1 pseudogene is annotated in these 220 nt (G+C 31.8%); it reads right to left on the bottom strand.

The features are described 5' to 3' along the window. Window positions 1-125 precede the first annotated feature (125 nt). Window positions 126-220 (bottom strand): annotated as a pseudogene (locus CP357_RS10180) (IS982 family transposase); the annotation flags it as partial.

Here is a 220-nt window from a genome sequence, read left to right as displayed (position 1 = left end):
AAAAAATCAATTTACGAGAAAGATCTATTTACACAAAAGATTTGACAGTTTCCAATATTTATTCTCATCTTGCTCTAATTGTGTTTCTTAAACAAATACATAGCTATATTTTCTAACGCGTGGTGCTAGTTAAATCGTTCTAGACAATAAGCCAAATTATAAGCTAAAATTGCAATTTCCAACCGGCTTTGAAAGCCTATCAGACTACGTGCTCGATTGT

Origin of the sequence: Lactobacillus sp. UMNPBX6 (assembly GCF_002553975.1) — a bacterium.
GTDB classification, from domain to species: domain Bacteria; phylum Bacillota; class Bacilli; order Lactobacillales; family Lactobacillaceae; genus Lactobacillus; species Lactobacillus gallinarum.
This window is presented reverse-complemented; position numbering and strand designations above follow the sequence as displayed.